Raw genomic sequence first — 19,759 nt, 5'->3', positions numbered from 1 at the left:
TGAGGAGCTTCAACAATACTTCAATCCCTAACGCAAGATAACCGCTTAAAACAAAACTATATATAATTTAAAAAATCCCGTTACTAAAAGCGGGATTTTTTAATTCAAAAAAGTAAATTTGCATTTCAATACAATATTATGGGTCAAGAAGTTTCAAAACGCTACGCACAACGTGGGGTTTCTGCATCAAAAGAAGATGTTCACAATGCGATTAAAAACATTGATAAAGGATTATTTCCTAAAGCATTTTGTAAAATAGTTCCAGATTATTTAACAAACGACGACGATTATTGTTTAATCATGCATGCCGATGGTGCAGGAACAAAGTCTTCATTAGCTTATATGTATTGGAAAGAAACTGGAGATGTTTCAGTTTGGAAAGGTATCGCTCAAGATGCTTTAATTATGAATATTGATGATTTACTATGCGTAGGAGCAACCGATAATATTATGCTATCTTCAACTATTGGAAGAAATAAAAACTTAATTCCAGGAGAAGTACTTTCAGCTATAATTAATGGAACCGAAGAATTATTAGAAGATTTAAAAGGTTTTGGAGTAACTATTCATTCAACAGGTGGAGAAACTGCAGATGTAGGTGACTTAGTGCGTACTATTATTGTCGATTCTACAGTAACGGCAAGAATGAAACGTACAGACGTTATAGATAATGCTAATATTAAAGCTGGTGATGTTATTGTAGGTTTGGAAAGTTTTGGACAAGCTTCTTATGAGAAATCATATAACGGCGGTATGGGAAGTAACGGATTAACATCTGCCCGTCACGATGTGTTTAGTAAATATTTAGCAGAAAAATATCCAGAAAGTTTTGATGCTTCAGTGCCAGAAGAATTAGTATACTCGGGAGGTGTTAAATTAACCGATGAAGTTGAGAATGCTCCAATAGATGCAGGTAAACTAGTACTGTCTCCAACAAGAACTTATGCGCCAATTATAAAAGCAATTTTATCAGAATATAATAGTGAAACTATTCATGGTATGGTACATTGCTCTGGAGGTGCGCAAACTAAAATTCTTCATTTTGTAGATGAATTTCATATTGTAAAAGATAATATGTTTCCAATTCCTCCTTTATTTAAATTGATTCAAGAACAATCAAAAACAGATTGGAAAGAAATGTATCAAGTATTTAATTGTGGTCATAGAATGGAATTATATGTTTCTCCAAAAGTTGCAGAAAATATTATTGCTATATCTAAAACTTTCAATGTAGATGCTAAAATAATAGGTCGAGTAGAAGCTTCAGAAACTAAAAAATTGACTATAAAATCTGAATTTGGTGAGTTTTGTTATTAAATAAGATTATTTCTTGTTAAAATGGAATGATTATTGATAAGAAATGTGTTTTAAATAACCTAACATAAACATGAGATACACACTATTCATTTTAGTTTGCTTCTTTTATCATTTAGTTAATGCTCAACCAGATTCGTTATTTTTTAAGAAAAATAAAATAAAGGAAATAGGACCACAATGGATTCAAAAAAACAAAGCATCTGTCGATTTAAGTGAGGTGACCTTTGTTAATTGGAATGCAGGGGGAAGTAATTCTATTTCGGGGCTTTTAGGTGTTAAATCTTCAGCTAATTATAGTGATGAATTTTTAACATGGAAGAATAATATCGATTTACGCTATGGTATAAATAAACAAGAATCCAGAGAATTAAGGAAAACAGATGATTTATTAGAGATTAACTCCAATTTAGGTTATAAACCCAATAGTGAGTCGCATTGGTATTATTCTGCACGTCTTAATTTTAGAACGCAATTAACCAATGGATATAAATATCCAGACAAAGATAAGCCCATTTCAAGCTTGCTAGCACCAGGATATGTATTTTTAGGGGGTGGTATGGAATATGGTAAAGATATAGACGAATTATCTTTTTATTTTTCGCCCCTAACCTTAAAAGCAACTTTTGTTTTAGATGAAGATTTAGCTAATGCAGGAGCTTTTGGAGTTACTCCAGCAGTGTTAGATGCTGCAGGTAATGTGATTACCGAAGGGGAAAGAGTAAGAGAAGAAGTAGGGATTCTTCTAACAAATAGTTACGAAATGGAAGTAGCTGAAAATATAGGCTTAAAAAATCAAGTGAGTTTATATACCGATTATCTAAATAATTTTGGAAATATAGATTTAGATTGGAAAATTGATTTTGATTTTAAAGTCAATGATTTTGTTAGAGCAACGTTTGGTTCACATATAAGGTATGATGATGATGTTAAAACTACAAAACCATCAGAAATTGAAGGAGAAGCAGATGATGAGGCAGGAGCTAGAGTACAGTGGAAACAGTTTTTAGGTGTGGGGTTTGCAGTAGATTTTTAGTTTAATTGGTATAAATCAAATCCCTTTTTTGTAATAATTTTTAAGCTCTTCTAAGTTATTAATCAAGATTTGCAACGTCATTTTTTTAAATTATAGGTTATTTAAAATTTAATTTTTTAGATAAAAATCAATATTCCTTATCTCCAAATATCATATAAACTCTTTAAGGAGAAAAAGGAAAGGTATACTTAAAAGTAAATCAATAATAAACAAGAAAGAAAAAAGTTTTAGAGGAGAAATACCTAAATTGTTATAAAACACTAATTTTTGTTTGCCTTTAGTTTCATTAATAAAATACCATAGAAGACATATTAAAAAGAGCTTTACTAAAACTATTAGGATAAAGTGAAACCCCATAAAGGAAAGCATTAAATTAATTCCAAAAGACCACAAAATAAATGGTTTATAGAAAATGATATAGAAAATAATTGTTGCATATTAATTATAATAACGATATATTCAATAGTAAATTATTATAAATATTGATTACTTTAGATAAATGAAGTTAGTATGTTGAAATTTTAATAAAAATCAAATTATGCTAGAGATATTACCAAAATCTCATTTTGAGTTTTATTTTTAGACTTATTTTTGCAGGAAATAAATTTAATGAATTTAAAAGGAAAACTACTAGTTGTTATATCATTAATACTATTTTTAATAAATATATACATTATTAATGCATATGGTTTTTTTGAAATTAGAGTTATTAGAATTATAACAATATTGATATTTTTTGTAGTTTTTCTTTTTTATAAAGGATATAAAGAAAAATGGGTTTTTATTTCATTTCTATGTTTTCTTGTATCGGACATTCTTTTAATTTATTATGAAGATCCTGTTTATAATAAAATTATTTCAATAATAGCAATAAGTGGGTATTTAGCACTTATATACCATGTTTTAAAGAAAACTCGAGTTGCAAAAATTGATATTAGATCGGTATTTATTTATGGTTTTTTAATTGCATTGAATATTTATACTTTAGACAAAATTTTAAACTCGATAACTGGGGCTTTACATGATGTTTTTCAAAAATACTTACTATATATCTATGGAACGGCTATAATAATAACATGTGTGTTTGCTGCAAATTATAACTATAAATATGGCATAAGAAAGTCTATGTATTTTATGTTTTCTGTTTTTGGATTTGGTTTTGCAGATCTTTGTGCTGTTTTAGCGTATTATTTTCATTTTAACTTACTAATTTACTTACATAGGCTAATATATATATATGCATTATTTTTTATAGTAACCTATATTCTTATAAAACCAGATAAGGTAAAAAACTTTTGGGTTGAAGAGTAAAATAGGGTAAGTCTTATAAAATCATATATTTTTATTTATATGTTACTAAATAATATTTAATTTTACTTACTTCACAAATTTGAATAAAAATTTCCTTTTAACTTTTGTGCATTATGCACTGTAGTACCATAACATAGGGCTAGTACATAAATTTTGTTCATTTTTAAATATAGATTTTTGTTTGTGTGTAAATGTAGTGTTTTATCTTATAATTTGTAAGTGAAAATTCATTAACCCTAAAGAATAAAAAACTAATTTTGAATAGGGTACATTATATCGGTTATAAAATTCATAAATTATCGTATTTTTGGTTCCCAATTAAATAAGGCAGATGTTAGAGAAATTACAAATAGTAAAACAACGTTTTGATGAGGTAAGTGATTTAATCATTCAACCAGACATTATTACAGATCAAAAACGTTATGTTCAATTAAATAGAGAATATAAAGATTTAAGAATTTTAATGGATAAACGTGAACTTTATTTAGAGTTTACTAGTAATCTAGCTGAAGCTGAAGAAATAATAGCAGATGGAAGTGATGCCGAAATGGTTGAAATGGCCAAAATGCAATATGAAGAGGCTAAAGAAGGAATTCCTAAATTAGAAGAGGAAATAAAAGTATTATTAATACCTAAAGATCCAGAAGATTCTAAAAATGCTGTAGTAGAATTACGTGCAGGAACAGGAGGAGATGAAGCTAGTATTTTTGCAGGAGACCTGTTTAGAATGTATACAAAATACTGTGAAGGTAAAGGCTGGAACGTAAGTACTGTAGACTTTAGTGAAGGAACTAATGGCGGATTTAAAGAAATACAGTTTGAAGTTAATGGCGAAGATGTATACGGTACTTTAAAATTTGAAGCAGGTGTTCACCGTGTACAACGTGTGCCACAAACTGAAACTCAAGGGCGTGTACATACCAGTGCTGCAACAGTAATGGTATTTCCAGAGGCAGAAGAGTTTGATGTTGAAATAAACCCTAAAGATGTAAGAATTGATTTTTTCTGTTCATCAGGTCCTGGTGGTCAATCTGTAAACACGACATATTCGGCAGTACGTTTAACGCATATACCAACAGGTTTAGTAGCGCAATGTCAAGACCAAAAATCGCAGCATAAAAACAAAGAGAAGGCTTTTAAAGTACTACGATCACGTTTATACGATTTAGAGTTAGCAAAAAAGATGGAAGAAGATGCGGCTTTACGTGGTACTATGGTAACAAGTGGAGATAGAAGTGCTAAAATTAGAACATATAACTATCCACAAGGACGTGTTACAGATCATAGAATAGGATTAACGCTTTACGATTTATCTAATATTGTAAATGGTGATATTCAAAAAATTATAGATGAATTACAATTAGCCGAAAATACAGAGAAGTTAAAGGCAAACAATGATGTTATTTAAAAGATTATTGTTTCCGTAAGAATAGAAGTCTGTATTTGTGAAAAATAGCATACTATTATTTGTTTGTAATTTTATTAGCTACTAGTTGTAATCAAGGTAAATCAGTTTCTAAAAATAAAGATGTTTTAGGAATTGAGATTGATTCGTCGAAAATAATATACAAATATATGATTTATATTACATGAGCTATATTACTTACGAAATGTCTGCGACTATTCATTTTTCATATTTTTTAAACTAAAAGAGGAATGACAACACAAGAATTAATAGAACAAATTAAACAAAAAAAATCTTTCTTATGTATAGGGTTAGATGTTGATTTAAATAAAATACCAAAGCATTTATTAGAAACTGAAGATCCAATTTTCGAATTTAATAAAGCTATTATAGATGCAACACACCATTTATGTGTAGCTTATAAGCCTAATACCGCATTTTATGAAGCTTATGGAATAAAAGGGTGGCAAGCTTTAGAGAAAACAATTAATTATTTAAACGAAAAGCATCCAGAAATTTTTACAATAGCAGATGCTAAGCGTGGAGATATAGGTAATACAAGTACCATGTATGCTAAGGCGTTTTTTGAAGATTTAGCTTTTGATAGTGTAACTGTTGCACCGTATATGGGAAAAGATTCAGTAGAACCTTTTTTAGCTTTTAAAGATAAACACACCATTATGTTAGCGCTAACATCTAATGCTGGCGCTTTCGATTTTCAAACAAAAACGGTTGAAGGAAAAGAACTTTATAAACAAGTTTTAGAGACTTCAAAAGAATGGGAACATGCAGAAAACTTAATGTATGTAGTTGGGGCAACCAAAGCAGAGTATTTAGCAGATATTAGAAAAATTATTCCAGATAGTTTTTTATTAGTACCAGGAGTAGGAGCACAAGGTGGTAATTTACAAGACGTTTGTAAATATGGTATAAATGATAGAGTAGGATTACTTATTAATTCTTCAAGAGGTATTATTTATGCTTCTAATCAAGAGAATTTTGATCAAGCAGCTGCATTAAAGGCTGAAAAACTTCAGCAAGACATGAAGGTTGAATTAGATCGTCATTTAGAAGTGCTAAATTAGTTTTGGTAAACATAATTAAAGTGTGAGAATTTTATTCTATGGAATTTAAAAATTAATTCAATAGATTCATTCGTCCAAAAATACTTCTAAACGTATTGTCGATTATTGTGTTAATAAATAATAAAAAAACTATAAAAATTAGTTAAAGCTAACAAAGCTTATCATGCTCTTATTTTTGAGAGCTAATTTTTATACCTACTAATATCATTAATAGATTTCATTTTAAGTTTTAATATTATCGAAATGGTAATATGCAGAGTTCTATTTTTTTGTTGCAAAACAATGTTCTTGTTAACAGCAATCAAAAAAAACACAACGTCAATTAGGCTTAAAGCGTTATAAACCTTGTCTGTACAGTGAAGCCTCAGAACATCAACATGAAACTCAAAAATCAGGATGTGGTAGTGAAACCAAATCTAATTGTTATAATTATGTCTGAAAGTACAATTCTTGAAGATCTAGAAATAGGAAAACAGAAAGACAATGTTGCAATTTCAAAGCTAAAGTATTAGAAGATTATAAAGCAGATCCTACAGAGCTAGTCTTTGAAAAAGTTATAGATAATGGACAAATCATCATCTTTACAGACAAGAGTGCTTCATATGTAAATATTGCAGATTATATTGAAATTCATATAAGTGAAAAATCAAATGAAGTAACCACTAAAGAAACTCTCAAGTGGGTACATATATCTATTAATAATGCTAAACACAATTTTGTGGGTAATCATCATAAAATCAAAAAAATACTTGCAATTATATTTGAATGAGTTTGCTTATAAACTCAATAGAGGGTGTTTTGATGAAAGAATTTTTGATAGGCTCGTTATTACAAATATTGCTGAATTATGAGTGATTACGGGTGTGTAGTTTAATTTTAATGAATTTAACTGTTTGATAATGAGTGTTAGTAACAAAATAAATAGAATAACTACTTTTTATTGATGTATTTGTTTTAGAACATCTTGTATGATAATTTTTTGAAGTATTTAAATCAAATGTTTCCCAATGGAGATTTATACTAAATAGTGTGATTTCTATGTAAAAAAAGTTAGTATTAAATATATTACATTGTTATAAACTAATAACCTTTAAGTAGTTTAAATATATTTAATTGATTTTTTTATCACATTATTGAAGTTGTTATTTGATTCATTTTTAATCAGTTAATCTATTTAAATTCAAACAGAAATTAATATGATTTAAGTTTTTTAGTTTCATTTATATTTAAATTTTTGTATAAATCAATGGTTGATAGTGAGTAAAAATACTATCAGAAAGTTCACTTAATTTTTTCATTAAGGTATATTTTTTAAACAGATTTTATTTAACTTTTTTTTGTAAAATAAGACATCTAAAATGTAGTCCTTTTTCGTACATACATACAGTTGAAGAAATTAATTTTAACAAAAACAATTAAATTATGAAAACCCAAATTAAGATTAGTATGATTCTATTTTTTTTAGTTTCATTAATGCCTACGCTTTTGCGAGCTCAAACAGTTAGTGGTGAGCTCAAACGCTGGCACAAAGTGAGTTTAACTTTCGATGGACCAAACACATCTGAAACAGCTACTCCAAATCCTTTTTCAGATTACAATTTAGAAGTATTGTTTACTCATGCCTCTAGTGGAGTGAAGTACAAAGTACCTGGTTTTTTTGCTGCTTGTGGAGATGCAGACGAGAGTAGCTGTAATTCTGGAAACAAATGGAGAGTGCATTTTGCTCCAAACTTAACAGGTCGATGGAACTGGCAAGCTACTTTTAAGACAGGATCAAACGTTGCCATAAATGGTGGTGGTGTTACTGCTGGATTTATGGACGGTGATACAGGTTTTATAAACATCACAGAGTCTAATAAGTCTGGACGTGATTTTAGGAACAAAGAAAATGGAAGATTGGTGTATGTAGGAGAACATTATTTAAGGTTCTCTGGTACTACTCCTAGAACTCCAAATGGTAAAATGTTCTTTAAAGTAGGTGCAGACTCTCCAGAAAATGCTTTTGCTTATGAGGATTTTGATGCAACTCCTAATGAAGGAAATAGAAGAAAATCTTGGTCTCGACATCAACAAGATTATGTTGCAACAGATGCAAGTAGTTATACATGGAATAACGGTAAAGGAACAGAACTTTTGGGTGTTATAAACTATTTGCATAAAGAAGGAGCTAATGTCATGTCGTTTCTAACTTTTAATGCAGAAGGTGATGACGAGAATGTTTTTCCTCATTTAATTAAAGGAAGTGTAAGAGACTATGAAAACTTAAGGAAAGAAAAAGAATGGGATGATGGTTTACACCATGATCGATTCGATGTATCCAAAATGGATCAATGGGAAAACATCTTTGAATACGCAGACAAAAAAGGAGTTTATCTTCACTTTAAAACATTAGAGACTGAAAATGATAGGCTAATGGATAACGGAAATAATGGAAGAGAACGAAAATTATATTATAGAGAATTAATTGCTCGTTTTGCTCATCACCTTGCTCTTAATTGGAATATGGGAGAAGAGACAAAATTGTCAGCTAATGTTAATAAGGGAGTAGCTAGTTACATCAAATCTATAGATCCCTATGAAAATAATATTGTTCTTCATACTTTTCCTCATGAAAAAGATAGAAAATATGATCCGTTATTGGGGAATGCATCAGAGCTTACTGGGGTATCATTACAGACAAATGTGAATGATGTACATAATGATGTAAAAAAATGGATTCAAAAATCGAAGAACTCTGGTAAAAAATGGGTAGTTGCAAATGACGAACAAGGAACTCCTTCATTAGGTGTTCGTATTTCAGATAAAGATGTTCGTAAAAAAGTACTTTATGGAACAATGATGGCTGGAGGAGCCGGTGTTGAATATTATTATGGTTATACAAAGGATGATGGAGATCTTAATAATCAAGATCATAGGAAAAGAGGTGTAAAATACAAGGAAGCTGGATATGCGGTTAAATTCTTTGATAATTATCTACAAGAGTATGTTGTAGGAGCTGTTAGTGATGATGGTATTACTTCTGATAATAATGATTTCGTATTGGCAAACCCTATTGGTGTATATGCGATTTATCGACCAAACGGAGGGAGTACAAATCTTAGTTTACCTTCAGGAAACTCAAACTATACCGTACAATGGTTTAATCCTAGATCTGGAGAAATTCAAAATGCTGTTCCATTAGGTTCTAATCTCGTAGCTCCAGATAGCAACGATTGGGTTGCTTTTATAAAGTTAGGTTCGACAGGTCCAGTGTCTGTAACAGGAGTAAGTATAGTACCAACATCACTAACAATAGAGGAAGGTACAACTGGATCGTTAGTTGCTAATGTTTTGCCTTTTAATGCTACTAACAAAACAGTAAGCTGGTCTTCTAATAATGATACGGTAGCATCTATTAATCAAGACGGTCTGGTAACTGCTAATGGTGTTGGAAGTGCCATCATTACAGTAACAACAGAAGAAGGAGATAAAACAGCTACAAGTACAATAACTGTAGTTGATGCAGGTTCTCAACCTATAACAGCAACTCTTAGTCCTATTCATGATGCGTATCTACAAGGAACTACAGGGTTTAATAATACTATTGTTAGAGTTGAGCCAGGAAAGCGTGTAGGTTACTTTCAATTTGATTTAAGTAATATTAAAGGAAGTATTACTGAAGCAAAATTAAAGCTAACTTGTGATAGCGACAGTGGTAGTGGGAACATAAATATTGAATTAGGTGATAGTAATAGTTGGACAGAAAGCAATTTATCTAATGGAAATAAGCCTTCTTCTACTGTTCTTTTAGGTAGTTTAAATTCAAGTTATAGTATAGGAAGAACTTATACATGGAATTTGGATGGGTCTCAAATACCAACTAATGGAATGGTTAGTATTATTGTTTCACAAACAGATGGAAACGATGTAGCTTTTGCATCTAAAGAAAGTAGTTCTATGATACCTCAATTAGAAATTAGTTATTTGACAGCAATTGGAGCCAAAAACTCTTTAAATAAACATGACGAAACTCTTTTTGAAAACGTTGATGCAGTAGCATACCCTAATCCATTTAGAGATAGGCTTTCTATTCTTTTAGGAAATAAAGATAATAAAGATGTTCATTTTATAAAAGTTACTAGTCTAGATGGACGTGTTGTATATAAAAAGAATCTTACTAATAATGAAAACAAGTTTGATTTAATGCTTGAAAATAACAAAAACGGTATCTATATAGTTACTTTGGTAGGGAAAAAAGATACTAAGATATTTAAAGTAATTAAGAAAAATTAAATCAACCATTTACAAAACAAGGTTTAGTCTTTTCATATTATTAGAAATTAAAAACTTGTGTTAATTAATAAAAGGCTGTCTCATATCCTTTGAGATAGCCTTTTTAATTATAGTTAAGGTATTGATCTAATTTATTATTACAAATTTTTTTCTAGAGAATAAAAAGAAGGTTATTTTTCTAAACTTTTATAGTTAAATTGAATTGTTGCATAAAATTTAATCTATTTTATAATATTTAAAAAGGTATACTGTATGATTAAGAAGAATGGAGTAGAATAAATTAAAAATAGAAAGGAATAGACTTATTAGTTAGATACAAATCAAATCATAAAATAAGAGTACTATTATTTATACTCCAACTAAATAAATTTAAAAGATATAAGATAGTAACTGCTTTCTTGAAATTTAATTTGATATAAGAAGGAAATAATGTATAGGTATACATTGTTTCAGGAGAAACTTTTCTATTTAAAACAAGGACATAAAAAAAAGAGTATTACAATAATGCAATCCTATATAGATGAATATGTCTTTTCCTTGCTCATAAATACAAAAGCTTTTAAGTATTTTAAAAGCTACTGTTTAAACCTTCAGGATAATCGACCTTGCTAACGTCTTCTACAAAGTTTGAAATCTTATTTTCTAACTCTTTTAAGCTAATTAACTTGTTTAAATTGGGTTTTATTTTACCAACTTTACAGAAATGTGTACTCATAACTTTTTTTTTATAAATTACGATGATTTGTGTTTTTTAGACGTAAGTGAAAAGTTAAAAAATTGCTAAATAACGTCAAGCACTAGTTTGTTGTTTAACTTCTCTAGAAAGATATTTTAGTCTATTAAGCTTGTTGAGTAGTTTAATAGCTCGATATTCAGAAATGTCACTTAAAGCAGAATCTGTTTGGCTTAAATTATAAGCTTGCTCAATTAGAGTTTTGTACTGTTCTGTAAGCTTATTCTGGTGATTTTTTATGATATCTATTCTATTCATTATCTTACTTACTGAATAATAGTTATCTAAATATACGTTTTTTATTAAAGAATAAAAAATAATTACCTAACTATTTTTCCATAAAAATAAGTTTAATCTTACATAAATAAATCATTAAATTTCACTCAATATAGATTAGAAAATAAATGACTATGTTGTAAAACTATTAAGAAATGAGAAATAGAGATAGTAATATGATGATTATAGTTAAGTGGTAAGCATAAAAAACCGAATATTTCTATTCGGTTTTTCTAAATTTGGTATATACTATGCTTATTACTTTAATAGAGATTATTTACCATCCTGTAAAGCAAAAACTTTTTTCAATAAATCTGTTGTTCTTGAGGATAGTTTTGTTCTTATGTCTTTTTCTTCAACAGCGATCATAGTATAAACTCCTTTTAGAGCTTCACTAGTAACGTAATCTGTTAAGTTAGGGTTTACTTTATTAGTAAAAGGAATGCTATTATATTTATTAATTAAATTTTTCCAAATTTGGTCTGCACCAACTTTACTAAAAGAGTTTTTAATAACAGGATTAAATTTAGCGTATAAAGCTGTTTGGGTTTTAGAAGTTAAATAATTTGTAGCAGCATTGTTATTACCTAACAGAATATTTTTTGCATCTGTAAATGTAATATCTTTTACAGCACTAATAAAAATTGGAGTAGCTTCTTTTACAGCATCTTCTGCAGCTCTATTAAGTACTTTTAAACCTTTATCGGCTAATTTGCTTAGACCTATATCTCTTAGTCCTTTATCTACTTTACGAAGTTCTTCTGGTAATAATATTTTAACAAGATTGTTTTTAAAGAATCCGTCTGTTTGAGTTAGCTTAGTAACCTGTTTATCTATACCTAAGTTTAAGGCTTGTCTAAGTCCAGAAGCTATTTCTGCGTTGCCTATAACTCCTGTAGCTTGAGGTAATTGATTAACAACGTGCTGCAATTCAGCACAAGCAGTAAGGTTAAATATTAAGAGAACTGCCAAAAATTTACGTATCATGGTTTTGGGTTTATAATTTATAACAAAGATATATTTTACGAATTAAAAGCTAACAACATTCGTGCCTAATAATTTAGTTTCTTTTATAACTATAAAAGAACTCATCTTGATTTTTTGGATTTAACCAAAAATGAGTAAAAATTTGTTCAGATAAAGTTATTTTTAAAAGGCATAGCATAGGCTACACATGAAAAATAACTAAAATATGGGCGAATTTTGGACATTTTTTAGGAAATAGATAAAGTCAAGATGAGTTCAGAGTATAAAAAAGTTAAAAGTCATATAAAATATTATTTTAGTATAGTATTTGTTATATTTAATTAAGTATTAATCTAAAAACTGTTTTAAATGAAGTTTACAAAATGTTCTTTGTATTTAATGTGTTTTTTATTTCCTTTATTTTTTTTCGGACAGATAAAAGTTTCTCAGCATATACAAGCTTCTAAAATTACAAAGCAAAATAATAACGCCTTGTATTTTGTTGACTTTTGGGCAACTTGGTGTAGTCCCTGTGTACATGTGTCAAAATATTTGGAATCACTTCAAAAACAATACTCAGATAATTTCTATGTACTTTCTTTAACTAAAGAAAGCCCAGAGGTTGTAAAACGTTTTATGGAAAAACGTAATATGGATTTAGCTGTAGCCATAGATTACGAAGGGGAAACCTTTGCTAATAATAAGGTAGTGAGTTTGCCTTATGGTATTTTGTATAATGCTCAAGGTGTAAAGTTATGGGAAGGACATCCTGCAGAATTTAAAGGGCATCATATAGAAGGATTTTTAAAGGATAATAAAAAACGGATATCAGTAGATGATGTGTTTATAACGAAGTTGTACAGTAAAGAAGTTGAAAAAGAAGAGGTTAGTTTGAAGGATGATTTTGAGATTTTAGAAATAGATGAGAATGTGAAAATATTACAAATTAAAAAACATAAATTCTTTTTAGAGTTAAAAGGGCATTTAAAAGATATTTTGGCATATTCATATAATGTACATAAAAGACAAATAGTGCTTTCAGGTAATTTAAATAAAAATTATAAAGTAAAGTTTAATTTTGAAACGAATGCCTATAAAAATAAAGCAAAATTCATTATTGAAGCTTTAAAATTGAAACAAGTAAATAAGGAAATAACAGGGAAAACTTTAGTTTTTAATATTGAAGAACCAACATTTTGGGATACAAAGCAAATAGATTGGGGTGTAGATACGCGTCATTTTTTGATAGGAGATTCCGAAATTAAAGCAGATAATGTCACACTCAGTCAAATAAAATATCAACTTACCAATCTTTTAAACATACCAATTATTATAAAAGGGAACAAAACGGACGAAGACTTACATGATTGGGAAATACATTATAAGTATTTTGGTTTAATGAAATCTATTATGGATGATACTTATGGGATTCAAATAGAAAAGAAAATAGCTAATTTCCCTAATTATATTATAACTCAAAGATAATTTAAAACAGTGTTCTTATTAGAATGCTTGGTTGTATAAAAAAAAGGTATCTTTTTAAAGTACCTTTTTTTTAAAATTTGTTGTCTCGTCCTGAAATAACGATACACTAAAAGTTTAGTTAGATAAAACTCTAAATTCAGTTCTTCTGTTTTTCTGGTGTTGAGAAGCAGAACATGCTATTCCATTAGAACAACGGTTTACTAATCTAGTTTCCCCATATCCTTTAGCCGATAAACGACTTCTTGAAATACCTCTTGAAACTAAATAGTTTACAACCGAATTAGCACGTTGTTGAGATAAAGACATATTAAAATTGTCATTACCTCTAGAATCTGTATGAGACATCAGTTCGATACTCACAGGTTTCTTGTTAAGTAATGGTAATAAAGTTTCATCAATTATTTTTTTAGAAGATGGCGTAATACGAGCACTTCCAGTTTCGTAAAAAATAGGTAAAACATTTGCGCTTAGTAATCCGCAATCAACTTCTTCCCAAGTCGTAATACCTCCTTTTTTAGCTAAAACAGTTCTTGTTACGTTTAATGTTTTGGCTGGTACTTCAGAACTTATAGTAGTAGCAGGACTAGCTATAACTTGTTTGGTAATAGTACCATATTCTGCAGGTATTTCAACTTCATCCATTCTTGCAGGTGTTTTTATAATACGTTTTTTGTAAGTTGTACTTATTTGATTTATAGGAATATTTCTGGTTCCCGCATCATTAGCCAATGTTGTGTATTTGACATCTTTAGAACGAGATGGGTACTCAACAAAACATGCTACAACACAATCTTCTTTATTCGGAGAATCGCAAGTTGTTTCTTTATACTCCCAGCCAGCAGTTTTAGGGTAAACTTCAAAAGTTTTTGAGCTTGAGCCAAAAGAAGCAGGAGTAACTCTTAAATCTGTTCTTCCTTCTTTTTTTGTATATGGAATTTCAATCGTTTGGTATACAGCAGGTACGTAAACTAATTTCTTAGACGCTTCTTTTATTAATACACGTTCTGTAACTGTTTTGTATTTAGCAGGAACAACTTTTAATTTAGTGTAAGAGGGATACACTTCAATAGTTTCTTGAATGTCTTTAAATTCATCTTTAGTAATACATTTTACATAGCATTTTCCAGGTTCTGGATTTGCTGGTAAATTTTGAGCTTGACTAAAATTGATGCTTAGTAAACATGCTAAACATAAAAATAATTTTGTTTTCATAAAAGTTAAAATTTTAGTTAATGGTTAATAATTTCGTTATTCATGAGATGCACCAAAAGTGCTTAAGTCACAAACTTAACTAAAATTCAACTTTTTGCGTAGGAAAATTACTATATTTTTAAATGAAAATATTTATATCTTAAGAAAAAATGACAGTTTTATTATTATATACCATAACTTTTCTGTTAGAATGGAGTTTAACAGCATTAGCTAATACTATTTTTTCTAAATCACGTCCTTTGGCTATTAAATCATTAATAGAATGGGTGTGAGATACATGTGCTACATCTTGTTCAATAATAGGCCCAGCATCCAATTCTTCTGTAACGTAATGACTTGTAGCACCAATAATTTTTACACCTCTTTTATAGGCAGAATGATAAGGTTTAGCACCAACAAAAGCAGGTAAAAAAGAATGATGAATATTAATAATTTTATTAGGATACTTATTTATTAATTTACCAGAAACAATTTGCATATATCTAGCTAAAACAATAAAATTAATATCATATTTTTCTAATAACTCAAGTTGCTTTTCTTCAGCTTCAGTTTTAGTGTCTTTAGTGACAGGAATATGATAAAATGGAATTTTAAAATTATCCGCAATAAATTTTAAATCGTTATGATTACTAACAATAAAAGGAATTTCTAAATTAAGTTCACCAGAGTTATAGCGCCCTAATAAATCGTATAAACAATGGTCGTACTTAGAAATAAACAAGGCCATTTTAGGTTTTACTTCAGAAGAATAAATACGCCATTTCATTCCAAATTTTTCGGCTAAGGAATCCTTAAATGTAATTTTAAAAGCTTCAGTAGAAAAAGCTTCAGAAAAAAATTCACTTTCTAATCGCATAAAAAATATGTTTTGTTCCCTATCAACATGTTGGTCGATATAAACAATATTTCCCCCTTTTTCTGCTATAAAGTTGGTGACAGATGCTATAATGTTTGGCTGGTCTTTACAGTGTATTAAAATAGTGATTTTATTCATGAAATTTTAAACCTTTTGATACCCAAAATTAGCTTAAAAATATATAAAAGTTAGAGGGTAATATAGTTTTAGATAATTTTGTGTAAATGGTTTGTTTTTTTGAATATTTCGTAAATTAGTGGCTTAAAAAATAAGTTTATTTAATAATGATATCAAGTACTCCCTATAAACCAAAATATAAAGTTAGAATAGTTACAGCAGCATCACTTTTTGATGGACATGATGCCTCCATAAATATTATGCGTCGTATTATTCAATCTACAGGTGTTGAGGTGATTCATTTAGGTCATGATAGGAGTGTTGAAGAAGTTGTAAATACTGCTATTCAAGAAGACGTTAATGCCATATGTTTAACTTCATATCAAGGTGGTCATAACGAATATTTTAAATATATGTTTGATCTTTTAAAAGAAAAAGGCGGAGAACATATAAAGATTTTTGGCGGCGGAGGTGGTGTTATTTTGCCATCGGAAATTAAAGCATTGATGGATTATGGCATTTCACGTATCTATTCGCCAGATGATGGAAGAGAAATGGGGCTACAAGGTATGATTAATGATTTAGTTGAAAAATCAGACTTTGCAATAGGAGATCAGTTAAATGGAGAGGTGGATATATTACAAAGTAAAAACTCTAAGGCTATAGCTCGAGTTATTTCATCTGCAGAGAATTTTCCAGAAGTAGCAAAAGATAGTTTAGAAAAGATTCATGCAAAAAATAAAACATCTAAGACACCTGTTTTAGGAATTACAGGTACAGGAGGTGCAGGGAAATCTAGTTTAGTGGATGAATTAGTGAGGCGGTTTTTAATTGATTTTCCAGAGAAAACAGTAGGTATAGTTTCAGTAGATCCTTCAAAACGAAAAACAGGAGGCGCACTTTTAGGAGATAGAATTCGTATGAATGCCATAAATTCTCCTAGAGTATACATGCGGAGTTTGGCAACACGACAATCTAATTTGGCGCTTTCTAAATATGTGAATGAAGCTGTTGAAGTTTTAAAAGCTGCGGAATATGATCTTATTATTTTAGAAACTTCTGGTATTGGACAATCCGATACTGAAATTATAGAACATTCTGATGTTTCATTATACGTTATGACTCCAGAATTTGGTGCAGCTACACAATTAGAAAAAATTGATATGCTTGATTTTGCAGATTTGGTAGCCATTAATAAGTTTGATAAACGTGGTTCTTTAGATGCTTTGCGTGATGTGAAAAAACAATTCATGCGAAATAATAATCTTTGGGATTTACCACAAGATGAATTACCTGTTTACGGAACAATTGCTTCGCAATTTAATGATCTAGGAATGAATACGCTTTATAAAGCAATTATGGGGAAGGTAGTAGAAAAGACCGATGCTAATTTAAAATCTACCTTTAATATTTCAAATGAAATGAGTGAAAAGATTTTTGTTATCCCTCCAGCAAGAACACGTTATTTATCTGAAATAGCAGAGAGTAATAGAGGATATGATGAAAAAGTAAATAAACAAGTAGAAGTCACTCAAAAACTTTATGGAATTTATAAAACGATTTGTTCTGTAGCCTCTATTTCGAACGAAAACGAGAAATTATATTTGAGTAAGTCGGGATTAGTGCATGATAACATTTTAGATCAAGTTCAAGATGAAAGCGATAAAAACTTTTTAGGACTATTATTCAAAGAATTTGATCGCGTAAAACTAAATCTAGACCCTTATAATTGGGAAATTATTACAGGGTGGGGTGATAAAGTAAACAAATATGAAAAACCTATTTATTCGTTTAAAGTTAGAGATAAAGAAGTTAAAATAGAAACCCATACAGAATCTTTGTCTCATACACAGATTCCAAAAGTTGCACTTCCAAAATATCAAGCTTGGGGAGATGTTTTAAGATGGTGTTTACAAGAAAATGTACCTGGAGAATTTCCATATACAGCAGGTTTATATCCCTTTAAACGCACAGGTGAAGATCCAGCACGTATGTTTGCAGGTGAAGGTGGTCCTGAGCGAACAAACAGGCGATTTCATTACGTAAGTGCAGGTTTATTAGCAAAACGTTTATCAACAGCTTTTGATAGTGTAACACTTTATGGAAACGATCCAGATTTGAGGCCAGATATTTATGGGAAAATTGGTAATGCAGGTGTTAGTATTTGCTGTTTAGATGATGCTAAAAAGTTATATTCAGGTTTTAATTTGGCTCATGAAATGACATCGGTAAGTATGACTATAAATGGTCCTGCACCTATGTTATTGGGCTTTTTTATGAATGCCGCAATAGACCAACAATGTGAAATTTATATCAAGGAAAATAATTTAGAAGCTGAAGTTGAGGAGAAAATAAAAAAGATATACAAGGGAAAAGAACGCCCAAAATATAATGGCAAATTACCTGAAGGAAATAATGGTTTAGGTTTGATGCTCCTTGGAGTAACAGGGGATCAAGTATTATCTAAAGATCTATATCTAGATATTAAAGTTAAAACCATTGCTCAAGTTAGGGGAACGGTTCAGGCAGATATTTTAAAAGAAGATCAAGCGCAAAATACGTGCATTTTTTCAACAGAATTTGCATTACGTTTAATGGGAGATGTTCAAGAATATTTCATTGAAAATAAGGTGCGTAATTTTTACTCAGTTTCAATTTCAGGCTATCATATAGCAGAAGCAGGCGCAAATCCAATAACTCAATTAGCACTCACTTTATCTAATGGTTTCACTTACGTGGAATATTATTTAAGTCGAGGTATGGATATTAATAAGTTTGGACCAAATTTATCATTCTTTTTCTCAAATGGCATAGATCCTGAATATGCAGTTATTGGTCGTGTAGCTCGAAAAATATGGGCAAAAGCGATGAAGCATAAGTATAATGCTAATGCTAGAGCACAAATGCTTAAATATCATATCCAAACATCGGGGCGTAGTTTGCATGCTCAAGAGATAGATTTTAACGATATTCGTACAACATTACAAGCTTTGTATGCCATTTACGATAATTGTAACTCGTTACATACCAACGCTTACGACGAAGCTATAACGACACCAACAGAAGAATCTGTACGTCGTGCAATGGCCATACAATTAATCATTAATAAAGAACTAGGGTTAGCTAAAAATGAAAACCCAATACAGGGTTCATTTATTATTGAGGAATTAACAGATTTAGTAGAAGAAGCTGTGCTTTTAGAGTTTGATAGAATTACAGAACGAGGAGGTGTTTTAGGAGCTATGGAAACCATGTATCAACGTAGTAAAATACAAGAAGAAAGCTTGTACTACGAAACCTTAAAACATAATGGTAAGTTCCCAATTATAGGAGTAAATACATTTTTGAGTAGTAAAGGATCTCCAACGGTTTTACCAGTGGAAGTAATTCGTGCTGCAGATGAAGAAAAGCAATTTCAAATTAAAACATTAGAAAATCTGCATACGGCTAATGATACTAAAACGTTATTAAAAGACCTTCAAATAAAAGCGATCCATAATGAAAATATATTTGAAGCTTTAATGGAAGTTTGTAAAGTATGTTCTTTAGGTGAAATTACAAATGCTCTTTTTGAAGTAGGTGGGCAGTATAGACGTAATATGTAAACAGAGAACCATTTTTCTGTTTTAGAAAAAGTACGTGAATCACTTATCCTGAAGGAGTCGAAGGGTTTTTAAAGTTCAGCTAATAT

General features: G+C 29.7%; 13 protein-coding genes and 1 pseudogene. 9 read left to right on the top strand and 5 right to left on the bottom strand.

What is annotated here, in order from left to right:
• The first annotated feature begins 138 nt into the window (after positions 1–138).
• The 7 genes and pseudogenes from A8C32_RS16975 (at position 139) to A8C32_RS16945 (ending at position 10,423) form a co-directional block, all read left to right on the top strand.
• The gene (locus tag A8C32_RS16975) at positions 139–1,317 is read left to right on the top strand and encodes an AIR synthase related protein (RefSeq protein WP_069831590.1); all 1,179 of its coding nucleotides are present in this window, start codon (positions 139–141) and stop codon (positions 1,315–1,317) included.
• A 70-nt stretch (positions 1,318–1,387) separates the two neighbouring features.
• A complete protein-coding gene (locus A8C32_RS16970; protein WP_069831589.1) occupies positions 1,388–2,350 on the top strand; it encodes a DUF3078 domain-containing protein in 963 nt (320 codons plus the stop codon).
• Between the two features lie 609 nt (positions 2,351–2,959).
• Positions 2,960–3,661: a hypothetical protein gene (locus tag A8C32_RS16960; RefSeq protein WP_069831587.1), complete on the top strand. Its 702-nt coding sequence runs from the start codon at positions 2,960–2,962 to the stop codon at positions 3,659–3,661.
• Between the two features lie 331 nt (positions 3,662–3,992).
• The gene (prfA, locus tag A8C32_RS16955) at positions 3,993–5,069 is read left to right on the top strand and encodes a peptide chain release factor 1 (protein ID WP_069831586.1); all 1,077 of its coding nucleotides are present in this window, start codon (positions 3,993–3,995) and stop codon (positions 5,067–5,069) included.
• Between the two features lie 248 nt (positions 5,070–5,317).
• A complete protein-coding gene (gene pyrF, locus A8C32_RS16950; protein ID WP_069831585.1) occupies positions 5,318–6,151 on the top strand; it encodes an orotidine-5'-phosphate decarboxylase in 834 nt (277 codons plus the stop codon).
• A gap of 355 nt (positions 6,152–6,506) precedes the next feature.
• A pseudogene (locus tag A8C32_RS21190) lies at positions 6,507–7,002 on the top strand (transposase); the annotation flags it as partial.
• Between the two features lie 571 nt (positions 7,003–7,573).
• Positions 7,574–10,423 (top strand): DUF5060 domain-containing protein, encoded by a 2,850-nt coding sequence (locus A8C32_RS16945; RefSeq protein ID WP_069831584.1) that lies wholly within the window; start codon positions 7,574–7,576, stop codon positions 10,421–10,423.
• A 568-nt stretch (positions 10,424–10,991) separates the two neighbouring features.
• Here the strand turns inward: A8C32_RS16945 and A8C32_RS20790 are convergent.
• The 3 genes from A8C32_RS20790 to A8C32_RS16935 form a co-directional block, all read right to left on the bottom strand.
• The gene (locus tag A8C32_RS20790) at positions 10,992–11,138 is read right to left on the bottom strand and encodes a hypothetical protein (RefSeq protein ID WP_165605860.1); all 147 of its coding nucleotides are present in this window, start codon (positions 11,136–11,138) and stop codon (positions 10,992–10,994) included.
• Positions 11,139–11,213: 75 nt separating this feature from the next.
• A complete protein-coding gene (locus tag A8C32_RS16940) occupies positions 11,214–11,414 on the bottom strand; it encodes a Lacal_2735 family protein (RefSeq protein WP_069831583.1) in 201 nt (66 codons plus the stop codon).
• A gap of 291 nt (positions 11,415–11,705) precedes the next feature.
• A complete protein-coding gene (locus A8C32_RS16935; RefSeq protein WP_069831582.1) occupies positions 11,706–12,419 on the bottom strand; it encodes a DUF4197 domain-containing protein in 714 nt (237 codons plus the stop codon).
• Positions 12,420–12,767: 348 nt separating this feature from the next.
• On the opposite strand from A8C32_RS16935, the gene A8C32_RS16930 reads away from it, so the two are divergent.
• Positions 12,768–13,883, top strand: coding sequence for a TlpA family protein disulfide reductase (locus A8C32_RS16930; protein ID WP_083253401.1), 1,116 nt, complete (start codon positions 12,768–12,770; stop codon positions 13,881–13,883).
• A gap of 114 nt (positions 13,884–13,997) precedes the next feature.
• Here A8C32_RS16930 and A8C32_RS16925 read toward each other — a convergent pair whose 3' ends face one another.
• Complete coding sequence (locus tag A8C32_RS16925) at positions 13,998–15,095, bottom strand: OmpA family protein (protein WP_069831580.1); 1,098 nt, start codon at positions 15,093–15,095, stop codon at positions 13,998–14,000.
• Between the two features lie 139 nt (positions 15,096–15,234).
• Positions 15,235–16,089, bottom strand: coding sequence for a formyltetrahydrofolate deformylase (gene purU, locus A8C32_RS16920; protein ID WP_069831579.1), 855 nt, complete (start codon positions 16,087–16,089; stop codon positions 15,235–15,237).
• Positions 16,090–16,235: 146 nt separating this feature from the next.
• On the opposite strand from purU, the gene A8C32_RS16915 reads away from it, so the two are divergent.
• A complete protein-coding gene (locus A8C32_RS16915) occupies positions 16,236–19,673 on the top strand; it encodes a methylmalonyl-CoA mutase family protein (protein ID WP_069831578.1) in 3,438 nt (1,145 codons plus the stop codon).
• Positions 19,674–19,759: the final 86 nt, after the last annotated feature.

Origin of the sequence: Flavivirga aquatica (assembly GCF_001747085.1) — a bacterium.
Taxonomy (GTDB): domain Bacteria; phylum Bacteroidota; class Bacteroidia; order Flavobacteriales; family Flavobacteriaceae; genus Algibacter_C; species Algibacter_C aquatica.
This window is presented reverse-complemented; position numbering and strand designations above follow the sequence as displayed.